The sequence below is a fragment of the Labilibaculum filiforme genome (assembly GCF_002843315.1).
GTDB lineage: Bacteria > Bacteroidota > Bacteroidia > Bacteroidales > Marinifilaceae > Labilibaculum > Labilibaculum filiforme.
The window spans coordinates 50,246-69,190 of sequence record NZ_MVDD01000021.1 but is presented as its reverse complement, the minus strand read 5'-3'; the positions used below and the strand labels follow the sequence as shown (position 1 = coordinate 69,190).

15 protein-coding genes and 1 riboswitch are annotated in these 18,945 nt (G+C 36.9%); of the genes, 6 read left to right on the top strand and 9 right to left on the bottom strand.

Features of this window, described 5'->3' with window-relative positions; genetic code table 11:
* Nucleotides 1-812 precede the first annotated feature (812 nt).
* From BZG02_RS18260 to BZG02_RS18235, 6 genes are all read left to right on the top strand, one after another.
* Nucleotides 813-1,544 carry a polyprenol monophosphomannose synthase gene (locus BZG02_RS18260; protein ID WP_101263194.1) on the top strand — a complete coding sequence of 244 codons (732 nt, stop codon included), beginning with the start codon at nucleotides 813-815 and terminating at the stop codon, nucleotides 1,542-1,544.
* A 97-nt stretch (nucleotides 1,545-1,641) separates the two neighbouring features.
* Nucleotides 1,642-2,982, top strand: a complete 1,341-nt coding sequence (locus BZG02_RS18255; protein ID WP_101263193.1) for a dihydroorotase — start codon at nucleotides 1,642-1,644, stop codon at nucleotides 2,980-2,982.
* A 285-nt stretch (nucleotides 2,983-3,267) separates the two neighbouring features.
* Nucleotides 3,268-3,558 (top strand): amidohydrolase family protein, encoded by a 291-nt coding sequence (locus tag BZG02_RS18250; RefSeq protein ID WP_342746998.1) that lies wholly within the window; start codon nucleotides 3,268-3,270, stop codon nucleotides 3,556-3,558.
* A gap of 285 nt (nucleotides 3,559-3,843) precedes the next feature.
* Nucleotides 3,844-4,071: an amidohydrolase family protein gene (locus BZG02_RS18245; RefSeq protein ID WP_143470513.1), complete on the top strand. Its 228-nt coding sequence runs from the start codon at nucleotides 3,844-3,846 to the stop codon at nucleotides 4,069-4,071.
* Nucleotides 4,072-4,159: 88 nt separating this feature from the next.
* On the top strand, nucleotides 4,160-4,660 hold the full coding sequence (locus tag BZG02_RS18240; RefSeq protein WP_101263190.1) for a hypothetical protein: 501 nt from the start codon (nucleotides 4,160-4,162) through the stop codon (nucleotides 4,658-4,660).
* A 187-nt stretch (nucleotides 4,661-4,847) separates the two neighbouring features.
* Nucleotides 4,848-5,789 carry a 2-hydroxyacid dehydrogenase gene (locus tag BZG02_RS18235; protein ID WP_101263189.1) on the top strand — a complete coding sequence of 314 codons (942 nt, stop codon included), beginning with the start codon at nucleotides 4,848-4,850 and terminating at the stop codon, nucleotides 5,787-5,789.
* A gap of 78 nt (nucleotides 5,790-5,867) precedes the next feature.
* Here BZG02_RS18235 and BZG02_RS18230 read toward each other — a convergent pair whose 3' ends face one another.
* From BZG02_RS18230 to BZG02_RS18190, 9 genes are all read right to left on the bottom strand, one after another.
* Nucleotides 5,868-6,500 carry a hypothetical protein gene (locus BZG02_RS18230; RefSeq protein ID WP_101263188.1) on the bottom strand — a complete coding sequence of 211 codons (633 nt, stop codon included), beginning with the start codon at nucleotides 6,498-6,500 and terminating at the stop codon, nucleotides 5,868-5,870.
* A gap of 116 nt (nucleotides 6,501-6,616) precedes the next feature.
* Nucleotides 6,617-7,156, bottom strand: coding sequence for a hypothetical protein (locus BZG02_RS18225; RefSeq protein ID WP_143470512.1), 540 nt, complete (start codon nucleotides 7,154-7,156; stop codon nucleotides 6,617-6,619).
* A 433-nt stretch (nucleotides 7,157-7,589) separates the two neighbouring features.
* A complete protein-coding gene (locus BZG02_RS18220; protein WP_143470511.1) occupies nucleotides 7,590-8,081 on the bottom strand; it encodes a hypothetical protein in 492 nt (163 codons plus the stop codon).
* A gap of 145 nt (nucleotides 8,082-8,226) precedes the next feature.
* A complete protein-coding gene (metF, locus tag BZG02_RS18215; protein ID WP_101263185.1) occupies nucleotides 8,227-9,186 on the bottom strand; it encodes a methylenetetrahydrofolate reductase [NAD(P)H] in 960 nt (319 codons plus the stop codon).
* A 105-nt stretch (nucleotides 9,187-9,291) separates the two neighbouring features.
* A complete protein-coding gene (gene metH, locus BZG02_RS18210; RefSeq protein ID WP_101263184.1) occupies nucleotides 9,292-12,963 on the bottom strand; it encodes a methionine synthase in 3,672 nt (1,223 codons plus the stop codon).
* A 1-nt stretch (nucleotide 12,964) separates the two neighbouring features.
* Nucleotides 12,965-14,224, bottom strand: a complete 1,260-nt coding sequence (locus BZG02_RS18205; protein WP_101263183.1) for an aspartate kinase — start codon at nucleotides 14,222-14,224, stop codon at nucleotides 12,965-12,967.
* Nucleotides 14,225-14,291: 67 nt separating this feature from the next.
* Nucleotides 14,292-15,482 carry a homoserine dehydrogenase gene (locus BZG02_RS18200; RefSeq protein WP_101263182.1) on the bottom strand — a complete coding sequence of 397 codons (1,191 nt, stop codon included), beginning with the start codon at nucleotides 15,480-15,482 and terminating at the stop codon, nucleotides 14,292-14,294.
* Nucleotides 15,475-16,506 carry a homoserine O-acetyltransferase family protein gene (locus BZG02_RS18195; protein ID WP_101263181.1) on the bottom strand — a complete coding sequence of 344 codons (1,032 nt, stop codon included), beginning with the start codon at nucleotides 16,504-16,506 and terminating at the stop codon, nucleotides 15,475-15,477. Before BZG02_RS18195 ends, BZG02_RS18200 begins: the two co-directional genes overlap by 8 nt.
* 134 nt (nucleotides 16,507-16,640) lie before the next feature.
* Nucleotides 16,641-17,960, bottom strand: a complete 1,320-nt coding sequence (locus BZG02_RS18190; protein ID WP_101263180.1) for an O-acetylhomoserine aminocarboxypropyltransferase/cysteine synthase family protein — start codon at nucleotides 17,958-17,960, stop codon at nucleotides 16,641-16,643.
* A 459-nt stretch (nucleotides 17,961-18,419) separates the two neighbouring features.
* Nucleotides 18,420-18,526, bottom strand: a riboswitch (SAM riboswitch).
* Nucleotides 18,527-18,945 lie beyond the last annotated feature (419 nt).

The window sequence follows — 18,945 nt, the reverse complement described above, 5'->3', positions numbered from 1 at the left end:
AATTCCTAAAAGACAGTCGTTACTGCCTCTAAAAGCGGTTGCAAAGATAAAGACTTTTTAAGCTCATCTGCAAGAAAAAAGTAAAGTTTTTTTTATCTTTTTTTTCGCCGGTGTAAAACCGTTTCAACCACAATCTTGTAAAGAACTTTCGCCGTTTAAAGCGGGTGCAAAGATAAAGAATTTAATTCCTAACCTGCAAATGTTTTTTCAACTTTTTTTTAAAGCTAATTGCACTCCTAAGCCCCATGTTTCCTAGTGACTCGCCGAGTTCGTTAACCCTTAAAGCGGGTGCAAAGATAAGAAATAAAAATCTACATATCCAAACCCAAAGTGAAAAAAATTCAAAGAAAAATAAACTCCGGTTTTTGTGAAACAAAAATCACTCCCTAAATCACTCTAACCGTTGAACACTTTCCGTTGAAAGCGGTGCAAAGATAACCTATTATTTTTCCCACTTCCTAATTCTTTTGAAAAGTTTTTTTTAACTTCCTCTTAACGTACTGGTAACCTGACTGAAAAAAATGAATTGTTTTTTAAAGGAGCGAAGATTGAATGAAATTATCGCGGAGAATTACATTCGCTACTTAATCTGTTTTTTTCCATTAGGGATAGAAGCGATATCCTTTTATTGAGGAACGAAGTAAAAGATTTAGCGAATAGCCCGACCAATTGCCTTTATTTTTGAAAAGGAAATTGGGAATGGCCAAATTAAAATTTGAAAATTTAAGCTTTTTAACTCTCGTTGGGAAAAGATTTTAGGCAGATATGCTATCTTCGTGCTACAAAATTGTTTTTAACACATTAATTCTCTCATGGTGACGAATCGTATTGTTATTATTCCGACTTACAACGAAAAAGAAAATATTGAAGCGATTGTAAGGAAGGTTTTTTCGCTGGACACAGCTTTTGATGTTCTTATTATAGAAGATAACTCGCCAGATGGGACTGCGGCTATTGTAAAAAAACTGCAAACTGAGTTTTCGCAGCTACATATGATAGAACGTAAAGGAAAACTTGGTTTGGGCACAGCATATATTACTGGTTTTAAATGGGCCTTGGAACACAATTATGAATATGTGTTTGAAATGGATGCTGATTTTTCGCATAATCCGGAAGATTTGGTGCACTTGTATAAGGCTTGTTCGGAAAAAGGCGGTGATATGGCGATTGGATCGCGCTACGTTTCTGGTGTAAATGTTGTAAATTGGCCTATGGGTAGAGTTCTGATGTCGTATTTTGCATCGAAATATGTGCGATTTATTACTGGCATGAAAATTAACGATGCTACTGCTGGTTTTAAGTGCTACACCAGAAAGGTTCTGGAGACAATTAATTTGGATGAAATAAGATTTAAAGGCTATGCTTTTCAGATTGAAATGAAGTTTACGACCTGGAAGTATGGTTTTAACATTATTGAGGTGCCTATTATTTTTACCGACCGAACTCAGGGAACCTCGAAAATGAGTGGTGGAATTTTTAATGAGGCTGTGTGGGGAGTGATAAAAATGAAATTGAGAAGCTTTTTCACCAAATATGATAGGTAAGAGAATTGAGAATAATTAATTTTACAAATTCGTAAGCTTCTTACAGCTATTGAAAAAAATTAAAACTTCACAATACTATAATAACTAAACAATCAAAATGTCGACTTATCTTATAAAAAACGCCTTAATTATTAATGAAGGCAAAAAATTTGCGGGAAGTGTTCTTGTAAAAGATCAGTTTATTGAAGAGATTTTTACTTCGGAACCTGAGCTTACTGATAAGACTTGGACAGTAATTGATGCTGCTGGCAGCCTACTAATTCCAGGAGTAATTGATGATCAGGTTCATTTTCGTGACCCGGGAATGCCACAAAAAGGCGATTTATATACCGAATCGAGAGCTGCCGTTGCTGGTGGAACTACCTCGTTTATGGATATGCCCAACGTAAAACCACAAACGGTTACTCAGGAATTATTGACAGCGCGTTATGAATTAGGTGCGGAAAAATCTTTGGCAAACTATTCGTTTTACATGGGAGCCACCAATACAAATTTGGATGAGATTTTAAAAACGGACCCAAAAACGGTTTGTGGAATCAAGATATTTATGGGATCATCGACTGGAAATATGCTGGTAGATGATATTGAAACGCTTTCGCAGATTTTTGAGAAATCGCAACTTTTGATTGCTACACATTGCGAGGACTCTCCTACTATTGATAAAAATCAGGCAGAATACCAGAAAAAATATGGTGATGATATTCCGATGGAATACCATGGAATAATAAGAAGTGCCGAGGCTTGCTACAAATCTTCGTCGAAGGCTATTGAATTGGCGAAAAAATACAATACCCGTTTACACATTCTGCATTTATCGAGTGCCATGGAAATGGATTTATTTGATAATTCGATTCCTGCAAAAGAGAAAAGAATTACTAGTGAGGTTTGTGTTCACCATTTGTGGTTTGATGACCAGGATTACAAAACAAAGAAGTCTAGAATACGCTGGAATCCGGCAATTAAGACAAAAAAAGATCAGGATGCGCTTTGGAAAGCTCTTTTAGATGATCGTTTGGATGTTGTTGCTACCGATCATGCGCCACATACTACGGAAGAAAAAGATGGAAACTATATGCAAGCCGCAGGCGGTGGTCCTTTGGTGCAACATTCTTTAGTTGCCATGATGGAACAAGCACGCCGTGGAAAAATTAGTATGGAAAAGGTAGTGGAGAAAATGTGTCATACTCCGGCTGAAATTTTTCAAGTGGAGAAACGTGGATTTATTCGCAAAGGATATTATGCCGATTTGGTTCTTTTGAAAGAGGAAGATTGGACCGCTACCAATGCAAATTCTCTTTACAAATGCGGATGGACTCCTTTTGATGGGGAAACCTTCCAGTATAAAGTAGATAAAACATTTGTAAATGGTCATTTGGCCTACAACAATGGTGTGTTTAATGAGAATAAAAAAGGCATGAGATTGAGTTTTGAGAGGTAGTTTGGTTTTATAAACTTTTTGCTTGATCAAAAAGTTACAAAAAATCAAGACCAGAGCCCTCGGTGACCCATTACGACTTAAAGACTAAAAAAAATAATGTTTGAAAAAGGATACATGTTCATCTTTTTTAATAAGCAAAGAATACGATTCAAAATTCTTAATTTATTGGAAAATTGATTTCCTTTTTAAAACGGTTTTTTTTCTTAACGTCTTTTTCATCAATGGGAACCCCACCTGCGTTGCTCATGTCAAAATCAACTAAAATGAACAAATGCAGATTTTTTAATTAGTCTGGAAAAGATAGTGGAGAAAATGTGTCACACTCCGGCTGAAATTTTTCAAGTGGAGAAACGTGGATTTATTCGCAAAGGATATTATGCCGATTTGGTTCTTTTGAAAGAGGAAGATTGGACCGCTACCAATGCAAATTCTCTTTATAAATGCGGATGGACTCCTTTTGATGGGGAAACCTTCCAGTATAAAGTAGATAAAACCTTTGTAAATGGTCATTTGGCCTACAACAATGGTGTGTTTGATGAGAGTACCAAAGGCATGAGATTGAGTTTTGAGAGGTAGTTTGGTTTTATAAACTTTTTGCTTGATCAAAAAGTTACAAAAAATCAAGACCAGAGCCCTCAGTGACCCATTACGACTTAAAGACTAAAAAAAATAATGTTTGAAAAAGGATACATGTTCATCTTTTTTAATAAGCAAAGAATACGATTCAAAATTCTTAATTTATTGGAAAATTGATTTCCTTTTTAAAACGGTTTTTTTTCTTAACGTCTTTTTCATCTATGGGAACCCCACCTGCGTTGCTCATGTCAAAATCAACTAAAATGAACAAATGCAGATTTTTTAATTAGTCTGGAAAAGGTAGTGGAGAAAATCTGTCACACTCCGTCTGAAATTTTTCAAGTGGAGAAACGTGGATTTATTCGCAAAGGATATTACGCCGATTTGGTTCTTTTGAAAGAGGAAACCTTCCAGTATAAAGTAGATAAAACCTTTGTAAATGGTCATTTGGCCTACAACAATACTGTGTTTGATGAGAGTAAGAAAGGCATGAGATTGAGTTTTGAGAGATAAATTAGAGATGTGAGAAGTGAGATGAAAGATGTGAGAATAAAAAAATAGTAATTTAGGAACATCAAAATCACCATAACAATTCAAAAAAATGAAATTTTCAAATAAAATACTAACAGCTCTGATTTTTTCGGGGCTGTTTTTGTTTTCCTGTCAGCAACGGGATAAACAGGCATTGTTGGAGGAACATGCCGGAATTAAAATTGCCAATCCTATTATTTACGAGGTGATGGTGACCAACCCAAACCCAGAGGACGATTGGAAAACGGAATGTTTGGCAAATACCAATATTCATAATTTGGTAAAAGATATTATTAAAGCCGTGAGAAATGGTGATTTACCTGCCTTTGATTATTACGACAATCATTGCTTATCGAAACCTGAGCTAGAAAAAATAATAGCCGAAAGTGATTTGATGAATAAAACGGGTAACATTCAGTTTGAAGAAGAATGGTTTTGGGATTCGAAAAAGCTTTCGCTTGAAAAAAGAGTGAAAAAATTGATGTTTGGCTACGAAATATATGATGCTCTAGGAAAAGTTAGAGGATACAAAGCCAGTTTTGTGGTGGATTTAGACGCCGATAAGAAATAATTGTTTCTGATTTCGCAGATGTATACCTATTTCAATTCTTTGCCAATCACCTTAATTAATACTTTGCCTGAAATTCTTCCTTTTTTGAATTTACAATTACTTTTGCAATGCATATTGAGAATCTGGAGCCTTACCGAACAAAAACGCTACTAGACTTCTCCCATCTAAAATCTCATATTTTAAAAAAATGAAAGTCCTATTTATAGATTCAACCCACACGCGACTACAAGAAATGCTTGAAGAAGCGGGATTTGAATGCACTTATGCTCCAGAAAAGAATAAAGAAGAACTATTGGCTATTTTTCCGGAGTTCGACGGTTTTATTATCCGCAGTAAATTCAAATTGAACAAAGAAGAGTTAGACCAAGCTACCAATTTGAAATTTATTGGACGTGTGGGTGCAGGCTTGGAAAATATTGATGTAGACTACGCCAAAAGCAAAGGAATTAAATGTTTTAATGCTCCGGAAGGAAACCGCGATGCCGTTGGCGAACATGCCGTTGGCATGTTGCTCACTCTTTTCAACAATTTGTGCCGATGCAATTGGGAAGTAAGAAATGGAATGTGGCGACGTGAAGAAAATAGAGGCATCGAAATAAAAGGAAAAACCATTGGTATTATTGGTTACGGAAATATGGGCGGTGCTTTTGCCCAACGCCTAAAAGGTTTCGACTGCAAAGTAATTGCCTACGACAAATACAAATTCGATTACTCGGATGAATTTTGTGAAGAAAAGCAAATAGAAGACTTATTTGAACAATGTGATGTTTTGAGTCTGCACGTACCACAAACCGAAGAGACGATGTTTATGGTGAATGATGAATTCCTGAAAAAATTTAAAAAACCAATTTACTTGATTAATACGGCACGCGGAAAAGTGGTTCGAATTGCTGATTTGGTGAAAAACCTGGACTCCGGTCAGGTGAAAGGTGCTTGCTTGGATGTGTTGGAATTTGAAAAGACATCTTTTGAGGATTTACATGCCTCTGAACTTCCTGCAGCATTTCAATATTTAATAGAATCAGAGAAAGTATTGTTGAGTCCACACGTTGGTGGCTGGACACACGAATCGAATATAAAACTATCGGAAGTTACTGCTCAGAAAATTATTGATGCGTTTGGAAAATAGAGCTATTTAATAGCTAAAGAAAAGCCTTAATTCGTTGAACGAATTAAGGCTTTGTTATTTAATTATTGTACGCTTTATTTAATGTACAAAACTGGCTTCTTCTTCTCGAATGACATGAGTTCGAATTTTCTCGACAAATTTAAACAGCATTTCAATTTTCTCTGGTTCCACAAACCAATCTTGTGTTGTATAGATTCCAAAATGCGATTCCCCATTTAATTCAGGAATAAAACTTAAGTCGACATTATTTATACCAACCCGTAAACGCATATCAAATTTTAGAGCATTTTTGATTGTTTCTTGTACTCTTGCGTTTGTAAAAATTCGATCGGTACTGTTGGATTGATACTTTTCAAAAACAACCTTAGAATGAAATCCTTCCATTCCTGTTCTTTGCGTCTCTTTTTTGGCAAAGAAATTTAACTTATCAATCACAAACTTCTTACGAAGATAAATATTCGTGTCTTTAGATACTGGCAAAGCAAAGAATACTCCACTAAAATGTTCTATTCCTCCAACATTTTTTGGATCGGAATAACAAGCAAAATAAGTTTTGCTGTTTGCATTATTTTTCATGTATGCAAGCCTTTTATGGTACACAATTGGTTGCATTGCATTTGAAGGATAAGCACCTTCGGAGACTTTAATAACCCGACCCGACTTTTTCGCAAAATCCTGCAAATTTTGAATACTTGATTTCTCCCCTTCCATAAAAAAATGATTAAATAGTTACGTTATCAACGATTTATTAAGATCTACAATCGAATGATGAATGTAACATAAATATCCTTTAGAGTGAAAACAAATAAAGAGTAAAGAATGAAAATCTAGAAACCGTAAGCCATTCCAATTCCGAAGTAATGATAAGCCTCATCGGTTAATTCAATTTCTGCTTCCATAATCAGCGACCATCCATTACCAATAGAAACTCTAATGCCAATTGGTACCCAAAGAGGAATTGTTGTTTCGTCGCCAAAATTAATGTCCATGTCTAAACCGGTAATCAAACTGGTTCCTGAAGCCAAAGGTACGGTTACATTAGCTGTTCCATCGAAACCAAAATCGTAAAAATGGTGCATACCTGCTGATAATGACAGATTTCTGCTGATTCCAAACTCCACATCGCCACCATAATAAGTTTCATCGCCAAAAGCACCAATTTTAGCTCCCAAATCAAGATTATTACCAATACCTACACCAGCATGAAAAAACATTAAAAACTCATTGGTTCCACCATTCACCAGCATAGAAGGTTCGAATCCGATGGCCGCTTCGCCACTCTTTAAAATACCTGATGTATTAAATACCTGAGCATTGGAAAATGCTGCAACAAATAAAAACATCAGTACAAATAGTATTCTCTTCATTTCAATAAATTTTATCATTTTCTGTAAAAACATTTCAATCGCAGCTTTATTGTACGATACCAGAAATACTCTGTCCAGATTAAATTGAACTTAAATTCCAGTTCAAATTTAATCAGTAAGACCAAGTTATTTACTCCTAAAGCACTTTTTTATCTTTTAAGCATTAAAAAAGATGGTTGAAGGATGTTTTTTCGTACCGCGACCACAAAAAAAAGGTCGACGAGGCATGTTTTTTCGTACCCCGACCACAAAATAAGATGATGGAGGCACGTTTTTTCGTGCCCCATCCACAAAAAAAAGTGGGTAAGGCATGTATTATTATACCTTATCCACCTAATTATATATTCCGCACCCATTTTTTAAAGGGTGAACTAAACTCTCAAGTCCGATAATTATCGGAAACTCGTCACCACCCATCATTATTGAGCTTTTACTAGCTAAGCTTTTCAATTATTCCATTCCTAATTATAAAAACTTCTTTTTTTGTCTTATCGCTACTGAAAACAAATTCATCATCAATAAGTTCTCTCTTAATCTCTCTAGTTATTAATTCAAATTTATTTTCATCTATAATTTTAAAAATCTGAGTAGGCTCAGATCCAGGATCAATAAAATAGAGATACGAAATTAATTTTCGATCAACAACTTCTCCATCATTTGTAATCGTTGTTAATTGAATTTTCGGACTTCCAGCACCTGCTCTTGACGGAAAATAAACAACTACTAATAAGTTAATATTTTTCCATTCGTGAAAGTAGATAAATTTACAATCGGCTTCATCAAAACTTTGCACTGAATATTTCTCCGTACAATCTAGTTTAATCAATTCATATTTCTCAACGAATTTACTTTCCATTTTTGGTATTAGGAATACATCTAACTCTGTCAAATTTATTGAAGTTTGATGTATTTCCTCCTTTGCCATATCTCTCAGAGCTTTATTAAGACTTGTTTGACTAAATGTCAAACTAGATTTAATAATGAGCAGTAATAAAAATGGAAAAATTCTTTTTAAGCTATTATACATTTATTTTTCTTCTCTTAAGTATTCAACAAGAGGAACCAACTCCTTAATATATTGCCTTAGCAATTTCTTTTACACAATCGGATGCCATTAAGGTATAGAAGTGTAAGGAAGGGACTCCGTGCTGAATTAATTCCTTTCCCTGCTGAATTCCCCACTCTACTCCGACTTGTTTCACCGCATCGTTGGTTTTACATTTACGAACTTCGGCCGCTAAAGCTTCGGGAATATCGGTTTTAAAAATCTGCGGAAGCACGCTTAATTGGCTTAACGCCGATATTGGCTTAATTCCCGGAACAATAGGCACAGTAATGCCCGCAGCTCTTGCTTTCTTTACAAAATTGAAAAATTTCTGATTATCGAAGAACATTTGCGTAACGATGTAGTCGGCTCCTGCATCTACTTTCTTTTTCAACCAATAAATATCGGAATCCAAGTTAGGAGCTTCCTCGTGTTTTTCGGGATATCCGGCAGAACCGAAAGAAAAAGGTGTAACAAAAGGATCTACATGCGTTCCATCTAAAAACTCGCCTTGGTTCATTTTATTTACCTGATTAATCAGATCAATAGCATATTTATGCTCTCCCTCGTTAGAAATAAAATCGTGACGAGAAGAAGAATCTCCGCGAAGGAGCAATACATCATGAATATCCAAAAAATTGAGGTCCAGCAATGCATTTTCGGTTTCTTCGGGTGAAAATCCGCTACAAATTACATGAGGAACCACCGTAATTTTGTATTCATTTTTTATTGCTGCGGCAACCGCTACCGTTCCGGGGCGCTTTCGCGTGATTTTCTTTTCAATCGTTCCATCTGCAGCTTCGGTAAACACCATTTCATCGCGATGTGCTGTTATATTAATATACTTCGGATCGAATTCCTTCAGTTTATCTATCGTGTTAAAAACTTTGTAAATACTGTTTCCCCGCAAAGGAGGCAACAATTCAAAAGAGAAATGTGTGGTTTTATTCTCGATTGCTTGGTTTAATTGTTCGATTACTTTCATTGGTTTCTATTAGATAAGAGATTTGAGATAAGAGATTTGAGATAAAAGAAAACCAATATTTACTTCTCGGTTCTTATCACTAATATCTCCCATCTAAAATCTATTTTATAAAATTGCTGTTAACAGCTTCTTTGCTTTTTCTTCGGATATTCCTTTTCGGGAAGCATAATCTTTTAATTGATCCTCTTTTATTTTATCGACAGTGAAATACATTGCTTCTGGATGTGCAAAAACCAATCCGCTTACCGAGGCTGCCGGATACATCGCAAAGCTTTCGGTTAATGTTGCTCCTATGTTCTTTTCAACCTCCATAAAATCCCAAAGCACTTGTTTTTCGGAGTGCTCGGGCAAGGATGGATATCCAAAAGCCGGACGAATTCCCTGATAATGTTCACGAAGCATTTCCTCCATATTCAAATCCTCATCGGGAGCATATCCCCAATCCTCTTTACGGATTTTTTCGTGCAATAATTCGGTGAAAGCCTCGGCCAGACGATCGGCTAAAATCTTAATCATGATACTGTTATAGTCGTCATGATCTTCGGCAAATTTCTCCAGTATTTCTTCAATTCCTAAGCCTGCAGTCACAACGAAAGCACCCACATAATCGATTCGTTCCGATTCAATTGGAGCAACAAAATCGCTCAAACACAAACTGCTCAAGCCTTTTTTGAACTTCTCCTGCTGACGAATGCCACAAAAGCGTGTAATTTCTTGCTTTCTCTCCTCATCGGTATACAACACAATATCATCGCCAACGCTATTGGCTGGAAACAATCCATAAACCGCACTCGCCTGAATCAAATTTTCTCTGTCGATGATATCCAACATGTGATTAGCATCATCGAAAAGAATTTTAGCTTGCTCCTTCAAATCCGGATCTTCCATAATTTCGGGATACATGCACTTTAACTCCCAGGCAACAAAAAAGAAAGTCCAATCGATGTATTTGCGAATTTCGTCAATCGAGAAGTTACTTAAAACCTGCAATCCTGTTTTGTTGGGCGAAACAATGGGAGCCGTTTTCCAGTCTATTTGCTCTCTATTATTTCGTGCTTCCTCTAAGGTGTAGTACTCTTTAGGCTTTTTATTTTCATGATCTTCGCGCACAATTTGATATTCTTCACGTGTTTTTGCCAGAAAATCTGCTTTTTTATTTTTATCGCATAATTGCTTAAATATGCCAACCGACTTAGACGCATCGATAACATGAACCACACCATTTTCGTAGTTAGGCTCAATTTTTACTGCCGTATGCAATTCCGAAGTGGTTGCTCCGCCTACTACCAAAGGAATATTGAAACCTTGTCGTTTCATTTCTTCGGCAACAAAACACATCTCTTCCAGCGAAGGAGTAATTAAACCACTTAAACCAATGGCATCCACTTTCTCACGAATTGCCACTTCTAAAATTTTCGAACATGGAACCATAACACCCAAGTCGATCACTTCGAAATTGTTACATCCTAAAACAACGCCAACAATATTTTTACCGATATCGTGCACATCGCCTTTCACCGTAGCCATCACTATTTTACCAGCATTTTTTGCATCGGTCAAGCTATTTTTCTCGTCCTCGATAAAAGGTTGCAAATAAGCAACGGCCTTTTTCATTACCCTAGCCGACTTTACCACCTGAGGCAAAAACATTTTTCCATCGCCAAACAAATTGCCTACGATGTTCATTCCATCCATTAAAGGTTGTTCGATTACATCCAAGGCGCGAGGCAAAAGTTGTCTGGCTTCTTCGGCATCTTGCTCTATATAATCGGTAATTCCTTTTACCAAGGAATAAGAAAGTCGTTCGAAACAAGCTTTTTCTCTCCACGCATCGGCTTTCACCTGAACTTTTCCAACCGATTTTAATCCTTCGGCAAATTCAATAAGTATTTCGGTAGCCTCTGGCTTCCTATTTAAAACCACATCCTCTACTTTTTGTAGTAATTCGGGTTCAATATCATCGTAAATCTGCAACATTCCCGGATTTACAATTCCCATATCCAAGCCTTCTTTTATGGCGTAATATAAGAACACCGAATGCATTGCCTCACGAACCGTATTGTTTCCACGAAAAGAGAAAGAAAGATTACTAATTCCACCACTTATTTTCGCATGCGGTAAATTGGCTTTGATCCACTTTACGGTTTTGATATAATCCACCGCATAGTTATTATGCTCCTCGATACCAGTTGCAATTGCCAATACATTGGGATCAAAAATGATATCCTCGGCTGGAAAACCAACTGTTTCGGTTAATATTTTATAAGCCCGAGCGCAAATTTTGGTTCGTCGCTCGAAAGTATCGGCCTGACCATTCTCATCGAATGCCATAATTACTGCAGCGGCTCCGTATCTTTTAATCTTTGTTGCATGGTCGATAAATTCTGCTTCTCCTTCTTTTAATGAAATTGAATTTACCACACATTTTCCTTGCACACATTTCAATCCAGTTTCCAACACCGACCATTTCGAAGAATCGATCATGATAGGAACCCGGGAAATTTCCGGTTCCGACACTAATAATTTCAAGAAAACTTCCATTTCCTTTTCGGCATCCAGCATGGCATCATCCATGTTCACATCGATAATTTGTGCGCCATTCTCCACCTGATTACGAGCTATGGAAAGTGCTTCCTCGTATTTTTTCTCGCGAATTAAACGTGCAAATTTTAACGAACCTGCTACATTGGTACGTTCCCCCACATTCACAAAATTGGTAAGCGAATTTATTCGGAGTAATTCCAATCCACTCAAACGAGTTTCCTTCTCAACCACTGGAATTTCACGGGGAGCCGCATTTTTCACTGCATCGGCTAATATTTTAATATGTTCGGGTCGCGTTCCACAGCAACCACCAACAATATTTATCTTCTTATGATCTAATAATTCTTTCAGATCGTGTAACATTGTTTGCGGAGTTTCGTCGTACTCTCCCAATTCGTTTGGCAAGCCAGCATTCGGATAAACACTCACATAAACAGGAAGTAAGGTATCTAACTGCTGAATATAAGGCACCAAATCTTTCGCTCCAAAGGCACAATTCAAACCAATACTCAATAAACGATCGCACTTTACCGAAGTAACAAATGCCTCTAAAGTTTGTCCCGATAAAGTTCTTCCACTATTATCAGTAATGGTTCCCGAAATCATAATTGGAGTATCCAATCCTCTTTCGTTCAGCAATACATCGGCAGCATAAATAGCAGCCTTTGCATTTAAAGTATCAAAAATTGTTTCTATTAAGAGTGTATCAACGCCACCATCCAATAATCCTTTAATCTGCTCGGTATAAATTCTCACCAAATCATCAAAACCCACATCTCTATATCCAGGATCCTCGACCTTTGGCGACATGGAAGTTGTTTTGTTGGTTGGTCCTATTGCACCAGCTACCCAACGCGGTGTATCTGGATCAATGGCATTCATTTCATCAATTGCAGCACGAGCATTTTTCACTGCTTCGAAATTTAGTTCGTATGCCAGTTCTTCCAAGTGATAATCGGCCAATGAAATTGCATTGGCGTTGAATGTATTGGTTTCAATAATATTTGCTCCGGCCTCCAAAAATTTCTTATGAATCCCCTTAATAATTGCCGGTTGCGTTAAAGTAAGCAAATCGTTATGTCCTTTCTGATCGCTTGAAAAATCCGCAAAACGAGTTCCACGAAAATCTACTTCAGTCAACTTATGAGCCTGAATCATTGTTCCCATAGCACCGTCTAAAACAAGAATTTGCTTCTGTAATGCCTCTTTAATAGATGTAAATTTCTGTTCCATATTAATTTGCGACTGTTAGATAGATTGCGGTATTACTATTCTTCTGTTCTACCAAGACATGATGTTTATTTTGTATTTCTTCGATTGTTGCGGGCGTATAATGTCGAACTGTGATTAATTCCAGATCCTCACTCAATTCCACTTCGTACTTTTCTTCCAATTCGGTCACCAAATCCTGCATATTTCTTGCAGTACTATTGGCACAAAAAGCAAAGCTAACCGCAGTGTTCTGAGTAAAATTAAGCTTTATTCTATATTTTGTCACCAGTGTAAAGATAAAAACCAGGTCTTTTTCACCAATAGAAGAAAAATTAAGGGGTTTTAAACTTACTAATAGCTGTCTTTTTTTAACGATGTAATTTGGCAACAAAGGTTGTGGCTGCTCCCCTTTTGTAATTAAAGTTCCTTTTTGCGAAGGATCGATAAATGATTTTACCCACAAAGGAATCTTTTTTGCCTGCAAAGGCTTTATGGTTTTCGGATGAATTACCCTGGCACCGTAGTAGGAAAGCTCTATTGCCTCCTGATAAGGAATCAGATCCAATTTTGTTGTTTCCTCAAAATAATCAGGATCGGCATTTAAAATTCCCAACACATCCTTCCAGATGATCATTTTATCTGCGCCAAGCAAATGAGCCAGAATTGCTGCAGTATAATCGGAACCCTCTCGTCCTAAGGAGGTGGTAAAACCATTTTGATCTCGGGCAATAAAACCCTGCGTAATATATAATGCAGTCGGATTATCCGGAAATACAGCATTTGCTTTCTCTTTCGAGCTATCCCAAAGAATATTGGCATCTACATAATTATCGTCGGAATCCAGACAAGTTCGAACATCGATCCACTTATTATTTTGTCCGATGTGATTTAAATATGCAGACACAATGGTCGTTGAAAGTAATTCTCCAAAACCAATCACCTGATCGTATTCGAAATTGAACTGATCGGATGATGGTTTTGAAATTTTGGTTTTGAGCTCGATGAAAAGAGCGTTTACTTCCGAATAGACTGGCGCGGGAACTTCCTCGAATAAATTCCCGATCAGAGAAGTGTGGTTTTTCTTCAGCAGATCAAAAAGCTCCAATGCCTTGTCGTTTCCAGAAAAATAAGCATCTACCAGTTCTTCCAACAAATTGGTTGTTGTACCAATTGCCGAAATCACGACAGTGAGCGGACGCTTTACTTTGCCAATAATTTGACAAATGTTTTTGATAGCAGTAGCATCTTTAACCGATGCACCACCAAATTTATATATGATCATTTCTTATTAAATTTGAGATGTGAGATATTAGAATCAAGACTGATTCACATATCCAATTCTCTAAAAATTACTCATCTCCCAAATAGGCAAGGAAAATATCTTTTTCGGCAATTTGCTTACGAATTTTCGTTAGTTCGGAAAGGTTTACTATTCCAATTACATAGTTAAAATCTTTCCCTTTCAGCGATTCGGATATCTCTTTAAAATTGAATAAAGCCAAATCGTTTTTATCGGTATATCTCAAATAAATCTCCACATCCATATCGTTGGTATATTCTAAACCACCATAATATTTCAGTTTTTTATATTCGTATTTATAATCGTAAGCCAATGCCGTAATGTCCGATAAAACAGCCGATCCTGTTGGATGAGCACCCGCTCCTTTTCCATACATGAACTGATTATCGTAGAAATTCCCCTGAATTAAAACGCCATTGTAATGACTCTCTACGGTATAAGCATGCTCGGCAGGTTTCACAAACTTAGGTGCAACAAACAAATTCACTTGATTCCCGTTCACCTTAGTTACTTTTCCCAACAAGCGGATTTTATATCCCTTTTGCGAGGCCAACTCAATATCTTTTGGCGAAAGCCTGGCTATTCCCGAATTAAAAACCTCATCGGGATGCACAAACAATCCAAATCCGTGAACGGTAAGAATAATTAGTTTGTATAACGTATCGAAACCGCCAACATCTGAGGTCGGGTCGCTCTCTGCAAAACCTAAATCCTGAGCCTCTTTTAAAGCAAGTTTATAATCTGAATTTTCATTAAAAATCTTTGTCAGGATATAGTTTGACGACCCATTCAGTATTCCACTCACCGATTGCAACAAATCATTGTCGTAGTACTCCTCTAAATTTCTGATAATTGGAATACTTCCACAAGCCGAAGCCTCGTATAAAAAGGAAACTTTATATTGCCATTGGATTTGAATTAGCTCCTCGATATGATAGGCCAACATTTTTTTATTGGCCGAAACCACGTGCTTTCCCTTTTGCATAGCAGTTTTCACAATGTGATAAGCTGCATCGGCATCATCAATTAACTCTGCAACCACATTAATTTCCGGATCGTTTAAAATATCATCTGGATTTGTGGTGATTAGTTGAGCATCCAAATCTCTTTCTTTTCCAGCATCTTTCACACAAACTTTCACGATAGATGCATCTAATCCTTTGCTGTTTTTTAGAACATGAGCCAAGCCCGAACCTACAACGCCGTAGCCAAATACGCCTATTTTTAATTTTTTACTCATGGTTTTTATTATCGATTAAGAAAGATTGTAAAACTTGGGTTAATTGTTCTTGTTCCAACAGAAATCCATCGTGTCCGTAAATGGAATTAATTTCCAGAAATTGAGCATTGGGAATGTTTTCAGCAATAAATCGTTGCTCCTGAATGGGAAAAATTTGATCGGAGTTTACGCCAATTACTAAGGTTCTTGATTTAATTTCATTCAATGCAGCAACTAAACCATTTCTTCCTCGCCCTATATCGTGACTATCCATTATTTTGGAAAGATGCCAATAAGAATAGGCATTAAATCTTTTTGCCAATTTCTCCCCTTGGTATCGCTGATAAGAACTTGCCCGGTAGTGATCTGTTTTCCCCTCCTCATTTTCCTGCTGAGAATGATCGTAGGTAGAATAGGTTCTGTAACTTAAAAGAGCAATCGATCTTGCTACCCGCATGCCATTCAAACCCGCTTCATCATTCGATTCTTTCCAAGTTGGATCTACCTCTATCGACATTCTTTGCGATTCGTTGAAAGCAATTCCCCAAGGAGAATGCTTGGCATTGGAAGCTAAAATCACCAAATTATCTAATTTCCCATTTAAAAGATAAGCCCACTCCATAGCTTGCATACCGCCCAGCGAGCTACCAATCATCATATGAATGCGTTCTATTTTTAAATGCTTTCTTAAAATTTCATGAGCCGCCACCAAATCGCGAACCGTTAGTTGCGGAAAATCATGATAGTAAGCCTTTCCGTTGTCCGGATTTTTAGAAAGTGGTCCTGTTGAACCGTAGCAAGAAGCAAGAGTATTGTCGCAAACAATGAAATAATCTTTTGGATTAAAGAAATCATTTTTCCCAAATAATCCTTCCCACCAATCAAAAACATCAGAGTTTGCTGTAAGAGCATGACAAACCCAAATCACATTATTCCTTTGCGGATCGTATTCCCCATAGGTGTGATAGGCAAGTTCAACCTCTTTCAAACGCTCGCCTGATTCAAGTTGTAAACCTTCTTTATGGATGTAATATTCTGGATTCACAGTTTATTGATTTTGTTTTTTTTGTTGTTTTGTTGCATTGTAGAAATTCCACTCCAAATAACTTAAGAGTAAAACATTGAGTTCCCAGTCGAAAATCCGGCTAAAAAATTTCCGACTGGGATGGTCTATAAAAACTAATTGATTGTCTCTACGTTAATTGCTTTCTCAATAGACTGTTTGATATCCGCTTTAATGTCTTCGATGTGCTCGATTCCTACCGAAATACGAAGCAAGCCTGGCTCAACACCCGAAGCTTTTTGCTCCTCTAAATTTAGCTGTTCGTGAGTAGTTGAACTTGGGTGAATTATTAAAGATTTTGCATCTCCTAAATTGGCAACATGTGAAAGTAGTTCCACTCCATCTACCAATTTATCAGCAACTTCTTTTCCGCCTTTCACTTTGAAAGTTAGAACAGATCCGGCACCTTTTTTGAAGTATTTTTGAGCTCTTTCGTAGTAAGGACTCGATTTTAGACCCGGGTAATTTACTTTTTCTACCCAATCTTGTTCCTCTAACCATTTTGCAAGAGCTATTGTATTTTCAACATGACGATCCAAACGCAAGGAAAGCGTTTCTAATCCTTGTAATAGCAAGAACGAATTAAATGGACTTTGGCTACAACCATAATCTCGTAAACCTTCTACCCTGGCACGAATTGCAAAGGCAATGTTTCCAAATGGTCCGTCGGCACCAAAAACATCCCAAAATACCAATCCATGATATCCTTCTGAAGGCTCAGTAAATTGAGGGAATTTTCCATTTCCCCAGTTAAAGTTTCCTCCATCCACAATTACACCGCCCACTGCTGTTCCATGTCCACATATCCATTTGGTTGCCGATTCCACCACCACATTTGCTCCATGCTCCAAGGGACGAAATAAATATCCACCTGCTCCTAAAGTATTATCCACAATAAGTGGCAAATCGTATCTCTTAGCAATTGCAGCTACTTTTTCGAAATCGGGAATGGAAAATTTAGGATTTGGTAATGCCTCTACATAAATTGCTTTGGTCTTTTCATCAATCAAAGGAATAATAGTATCTGGCTCGTCGATATCAACAAAACGACATTCGATACCCAGCTTTTTAAACTGAACTTTAAACTGATTGTAAGTTCCTCCGTAAATCTGAGAAGCACTCACGAAATTATCTCCTACCTCTAAAATATTTGTTAGTGCTAAAAACTGTGCAGCTTGACCAGATGCCGTTGCCACGGCAGCAACTCCACCTTCTAAAGCAGCAATTCTTTTCTCGAATACATCATTGGTTGGATTCGTTAAACGAGTATAAATATTCCCGAATTCTTTTAATCCAAACAGATTTGCTGCGTGTTCCGAACTATTAAAAGTATAAGCTGTGGTTTGATACAAAGGAACTGCTCTTGAGTTAGTTACTGCATCAACTTCCTGACCTGCGTGTATCTGTAATGTTTCGTATCTTAAATGATTTGACATGGCGATTCTATTTTATAACGAGCTGTTAACTAATAGCTTTTAGCACATAGCAATTTACATGATGCTTACAAAAAGCCTGGTAAATTTTAACAACCCTTAGGTTATACCTTGATTAAAAAATTTGATTAATTAGTTAGAAACCTAAGTTTCTGAATGTCGCAAAAACAAATTGACTTAGATTCAAACCTTCTGAATGTGGTTTCAGATTTGGTTGTACCCATTCATCTTTCTGTAGAATCAGAAAAATAAAGCAAAATGAAATTTGAATTCCCGGGTTCGGTGTTATTTTATACGCACCAGTATCTAAAAAAAAGGGAAAGATTTTAGAAAGAATGCGTTAAATCATACGCATCATATGTTGCATTCGCATCCTTAATGAATTTAAAGATTGCAACCTGTAGTTTTGCTCCTGATGAGCCTGTGTCTTGTAATAAATTTGAGTCTTCTTCATAATCTGTTAATTTATATTCACCAAAATTTGGTCAGGATTTGACACCTTTCAGCTGTGGAAGCCGCGGTTGTCAGAAGGTCAACGAGCCTGTTCTCTTACTTCTTCTGTATAAATTATAGATATTCTCCTAAGAGATTTACCTTATATAACGAAAACAAAGATAGGGAAGTTTTTGAATTCTCCAAACATTCCCGACCTCTTTGTCTTTTATTATTTTAAAAAAACTATTTTTTTTTCATTCACCCTTTCGCTTGCTGGCACTTGGTTCACAGTAATTTATTTTTAAAATGTGTTCACGATCTCTGCTTCGCTACGATTCCCTGAAAAGGGAAAGATTCAAACAATCAATTTTTCTGCAAAAAAATAAGAGCATAAGCTGTTTAGTGAGTTCTCCTCCTTTCAGGGGAGATGTCCGAAGGACAGAGGGGTGAAAAAAAACACAAATTGGAATGGCTACTTTTCACCCTTTCGTCTGTCGGCACTTGGTTCACAGTAATTTATTTTTAAAATGTGTTCACGATCTCTGCTTCACTA